This is a genomic window from uncultured Lamprocystis sp. (assembly GCF_903933125.1).
Taxonomy (GTDB): Bacteria; Pseudomonadota; Gammaproteobacteria; order Chromatiales; family Chromatiaceae; genus Thiodictyon.
Genome location: NZ_CAIZIZ010000021.1, coordinates 1 through 4,927 on the forward strand (window position 1 = coordinate 1; position 4,927 = coordinate 4,927).

A 4,927-nucleotide genomic window follows, 5' to 3' on the forward strand; every position below is an offset into this window, starting at 1 on the left:
AATCCAAAACCTAACTCTAAGTATAGACTATGCTAGAAAAATTGCATTAAGGCGCGTCCGGTTATTAAATGGCGCCTCGATAATCGAGCCTCGCACCTTATTCCGCTGGTCGCGAAGCTCCTGCTTCGCGACCTCTGCGCCGAAGATCCAGCTTCCGGGACCATCGGCGTCCGGGTACGCGTTTAGGAAGCGAAGCCGGCCGACGCTCAAACGCCAATGACCGCCTCGCCGTAGCGAATGACCAGCGGATCGCGACTCAACAGCCGCAAGGGCTCGGTCTGGGCCTGGGCGACCAGCAGGCGGTCGAAGGGGTCGCGGTGATGGTTGGGCAGTCGCTCGACTGCCGCGGCGTGCTCGGGGCTGATCGGCAGCAGGTCGTAGCCGGCCAGGAGGAACCAGTCGAGCGCCTCAGCGCCCGAGATCGGCATGTCGGTACGCGCCAGCGCGTGCTTGATCGCGATCTCCCAGACGGTCGCGGCACTGACCAGCACCTGTTTAGCCGGATCCTCGATCAAGAACCTCGCGCGCGCGGACAGGCGCGGGTCGTCGGTCAGTGCCCAGAGCGCGATATGGGTATCGGGCAGTAGCCTCAATGCGTCGCATCCCCGCCGAACAGTTCATCGATCAGCGTGTTACAACCGTCGATCGATTCCGGCACCTGAAACTGGCCGACCGCCGCGCCGATCCGCCGCGCTACCGGTCGTGTCGCCAGCGGCACCAGCCGGGCGACCGGTCGGCCGTTGCGGGCGATCACGATTTCCGACTCGGCCCCACTCTCGACCCGCTCGACGAGCTTCGACAACTGGGTCTTGGCATCCAGGATATTTACAGTCGGCATGCTCGGGTCCTTAGGCTTGGTCACATCCGGTACGAGTATGATCGGCGATCCGCACGGCCGCAAGCACGCGGACTGCCCAAGAGCGCGTCGAGCTGCTGCACGCACTGCGGGACACCGGTTCGCTCGGGGCCGACGAGACCTTCCGCTACTGGGACGGCAAGGCGCTGAACGAGGTCAAGCTGACAAATGAACCACCATGGACCTTGAAATCAAGTGGCATCCGGGGCTACCTCTTAAAGACGCCACGTTTAATTGCTCGGGGACGCGCAGGAGAGTGGCAAAATAAGTAAAGGCGATCTGTCCGACCATTATTCCCATCGTCAGCGAGCGCTTGAGAATACGTTCGATCATGCGCGACGCGGCGGATGGGTTATCTTCCGCAATCTATTTCTGTATACGCCCCAGGCGCGCTTCCGCACGCGCTGTCCAGTGTAAGATCACTCCGCGATGCCGAACGACCGCATAATCTCTTCAACCGGTCGGGTCCGACCTTCATCGCTGTCCGCCAGCCCAGCCTCAATTTCACGTCGCACCCCAACATCGCCGCCCGCCGATGATTGGCGTTGGGGTTCCTTCGTCACCCCATCCTACGGTCCTTCATCACTCAATCGCGTCGCCGATCACCACCTCGGTTCGGTAGGCGCGCAGCGCTTGCCGCAGGGTCGGGAAGTACCGGTCGCCCAGCAGGTTCCGCGGAAGTCCGAGCCGATCCAGTTCACGGACGATCTCCCCGTCGCGGCCGGCGATGACCAGTTCGGCACCACGTCGGTGCAGTTCTTCGCGGACGTCTTGCACGGCGTCGAGCCCGGTCAGGTCCAGCCGGCCGAGGGGCAGAAAGTCAAGAACAAACCACTTCAAATCAGGTCCCTCCCTGTTCATCGCTTTCACCGCTTCGCGTTTGAAGTAATTCGCGTTGAAAAACACGAGGGCGGAATTGAAGCGCCACAGCACCAACCCCGGAGTCGTCCGCACCGCCGGGTCAAAGTCTGTGGCGTGGAAGCCGGCATTCCCCTTGAGCAATCCCAACAGCTCCACCCGCGGCCGCGCGGCGGACTTCACGAAGCGCAGCAGCGCCAGGGCCACGCAGATCAGGATCGCGTCGATGGCACCCACCCAGACCACACCCAGGGTCGCCACCAGCGATAGGCCGAACTCTTTCTTGTCGAGCAGCCAGAAACGCCTGAGCGCGGGTAAATCGATGAGTGACAACGACGCCTTGATCAGCACCGCCCCCAGGGCCGCGATCGGAACATAGCTCAGCGGCTGGGTGAGGACGAGGAGCACCAGGGCGATGGCCGCTGCCGAGACGATACCGGTGACTTGGGTGCGTCCGCCGACGGCATCGCTCATGGCGGTCCGCGAATCCGCCCCGCTGATCGCGAAACCCTGGGAAAGGGCGGAGGCGACATTGGCCGCTCCCAAGGCGGTAAACTCGCGGTCGACATCGATATCGTAGCGGTTCTTGGCGGCGAAGCTGCGCGCGGTCAACATGGTGCTGGTGAAGCTGATCAGGGCGATGGCAGCAGCCGCTCCCAAAACCTCGTCGATCAGCTCAAGGGGGATTTCGGGCAGCCGCAGGGCCGGCAGACCCGCCGGAACCGACCCGACCACGGCCACCCCCTGGGCATCCAGTCCGAACAGGGCGACCGCCGACGCGGCCGCGACGATGGCGATCAGGGCCGTCGGCAGACGGGACCACCAGCGCGGGACCAAAACCAAAACCGCCACCGTGGCCGCACCCACCGCCAGAGTCGGCAGATGCGTTGACCCGAGCTTGCCGACGAACTCCAGCCCCCGCGGGATGATGCCGGGAGCCGACAGTTCCAGACCGAAGAGCTTGCCGATCTGGCCGAGGATGATGTGCAGGGCAATGCCGTTGAGAAAGCCCACCAGGATCGGATTGGAGAGAAAATCCGCGAGCGCACCCAAACGCAGGAAGCTGGCGGCGATACATATCAGCCCCGCGATCAGAGCCAGCGCCGCGGAGAGTGAAAGGTAAAGGGCCGGATCAGCCCCGGCCAGGGGCGCAACGCTGGCGGCAATCAGAGCGCACGTGGCGGCATCCGGCCCCACCACCAACTGGCGGGAGGTACCGAACAGAGCATAGGCCAGCAGCGGTAACATGCTGGAATAGAGCCCGATCACCGGGTCGAAACCGGCAAGCTGCGCATAGGCCACGCCCACCGGCAACGCCACCGCTGCCACCGAGAGACCTGCGATCAGATCATGGGGCAGGTCCCGCGGCTGATAGCGCACGAGCGCCGGCACGCCGGGGGCAAAGCGCCCGATCCGATCCACCCAAACCGACGTGGGAATCCTGTCCATGGTTGGCACCATTGACCGCTGATGTCTGATGATGTTCGCGATTCTAGCATGGCATCCATGGTGCGCTGCTCCTGCCTGATCCGGGGGCCTGGGTGACTCATCGGCGGATTTAGGTGTCTTCAGGTATTCTACGTTGGATATTGAGTACAACTGGGAGCGTTCAACACATCCGGGAATGGGCGCGTCCTTACGCATCGCGTTGCGCCTGGATGAATGCACGGTAGAACGCTGCGCTGGCCTTGATGGTCCGCTGCTGAGTGGCGAAATCGACGTGGACGAGCCCGAAGCGTTTGGCATAGCCGAGTGACCACTCGAAGTTGTCGAGCAGTGACCAGGCGAAGTAGCCGCGCAGGTCGACGCCTTGTTCCAGTGCCAGGCGCGCGGCGGCGAGGTGTTCGCGCAGGTAGTCGACCCGGCGCGGGTCCTGGACCAGACCGGCGACCGGGTCCGGGTCGTCAAAGGCGGCGCCGTTCTCGGTAATATAGATGGGCAATGTCGGACAGCGCTGTTTAAGCCACAGCAAAGTCTCGGTGAGGCCTGCCGGGTAGACCTCCCAGTCCATGGCGGTGCAGGGACGGTCATTGGGTGTGATGCGCCTGGCCTGCAGCGGCTGCTCGGCAGGGTCGTGGCAGACCAGGCCGCGCGAGTAGTAATTGACGCCCAGGAAGTCCAGGGGCGCCTGAATGCGCGCCAGATCCGCGTCGGGGAAGTCGGGCCAGGCCGGTCCGAAGATGTCGGCCAGCGCCGTCGGATAGCGCCCGAACAAGATGGGGTCCAGGAACCAGCGGTTGATGAAGGCATGGCGGCGGACCGCGGCGGCCTGATCGGCCGCGGTGTCGCTGACCGCGTGCTGGGGCTCAAGGTTGAGGCTAATGCCGATCTGATGGCAGCCCAGGGCACGATAGGCGGCAACCGCCTCGGCATGAGCGCAGAGTTGGTGATGGGCGACCCACGGCGGTTCGGCCAGACCACGACGGCCGGGCGCGTGGTCGCCGCTCAGATACCCCAGGACGGTGCTGACCCAGGGCTCGTTCAGGGTCACCCAATGTCCCACCCGGTCATCCAGCGCACGGAACAGGACCTGCGCATAGTCGGCGAACCACCGGGGACTGTCGGGGTTGCACCAGCCGCCGCGATCATCCAGGGCGGCCGGCAGGTCCCAGTGATAGAGGGTGATCATCGGCTGGATGCCGCGCTCCAGCAGGCCGTCCACCAGGCGCTGATAGAAATCCAAGCCCTTGCCGTTGACCCGTCCGGTGCCCTCCGGCAAGACCCGGCCCCAGGCGATGCTGAAGCGGTAGGCGTCGAGGCCCAATTCGGCCAGCACCTCCAGGTCCGCGCGCCAGCGACCATAGTGGTCGCAAGCGCGGTCGCCGGTCTCGCCGTTGACCACGGCACCGGGGGTGCGGGTGAAGCGGTGCCAGATGCTCGGCCCAGCCCCGTCGGCCAGGGGTGAACCCTCAACCTGATAGGCCGAGGTGGCGGCACCCCACAGGAAGCCGCGGGGAAAGGGATGATCGTCTGCCATCAGTGCCGCAGTCTCCGGGTCGGTCGTTGTCGTTGTCGTTGTCGTTGTCGTTGTCGTTGTCGTTGTCGAGATTATGATACACGCGAGGGCCTTGATCGTCGTTCCGGCCGCAAGAAGACTGGGGATCGAGGCTTTACCGTGAAAGTCGCGCAGCGACCCCGTGGGAGCGGCGTCCCGCCGCGATGGATGCCGCGGTCACCCCGAACGGTCGGGTTACGCGCCCGGCCCCATCGCGG

The 4,927-nt window shown here is 64.5% G+C and carries 4 protein-coding genes; all 4 read right to left on the minus strand.

Translation table 11 applies throughout. The features are described 5' to 3' along the window. Window positions 1–206: 206 nt before the first annotated feature. Complete coding sequence (locus QZY03_RS00900) at window positions 207–593, minus strand: type II toxin-antitoxin system VapC family toxin (RefSeq protein ID WP_295577259.1); 387 nt, start codon at window positions 591–593, stop codon at window positions 207–209. Continuing rightward, window positions 590–838, minus strand: coding sequence for a type II toxin-antitoxin system Phd/YefM family antitoxin (locus QZY03_RS00905; RefSeq protein WP_295577261.1), 249 nt, complete (start codon window positions 836–838; stop codon window positions 590–592). The genes QZY03_RS00900 and QZY03_RS00905 overlap by 4 nt, the downstream gene beginning before the upstream one ends. Before the next feature lie 600 nt (window positions 839–1,438). Further along, on the minus strand, window positions 1,439–3,163 hold the full coding sequence (locus QZY03_RS00910) for a SulP family inorganic anion transporter (RefSeq protein ID WP_295577263.1): 1,725 nt from the start codon (window positions 3,161–3,163) through the stop codon (window positions 1,439–1,441). A gap of 187 nt (window positions 3,164–3,350) precedes the next feature. Then, complete coding sequence (locus QZY03_RS00915; protein WP_295577265.1) at window positions 3,351–4,691, minus strand: GH1 family beta-glucosidase; 1,341 nt, start codon at window positions 4,689–4,691, stop codon at window positions 3,351–3,353. Window positions 4,692–4,927: the final 236 nt, after the last annotated feature.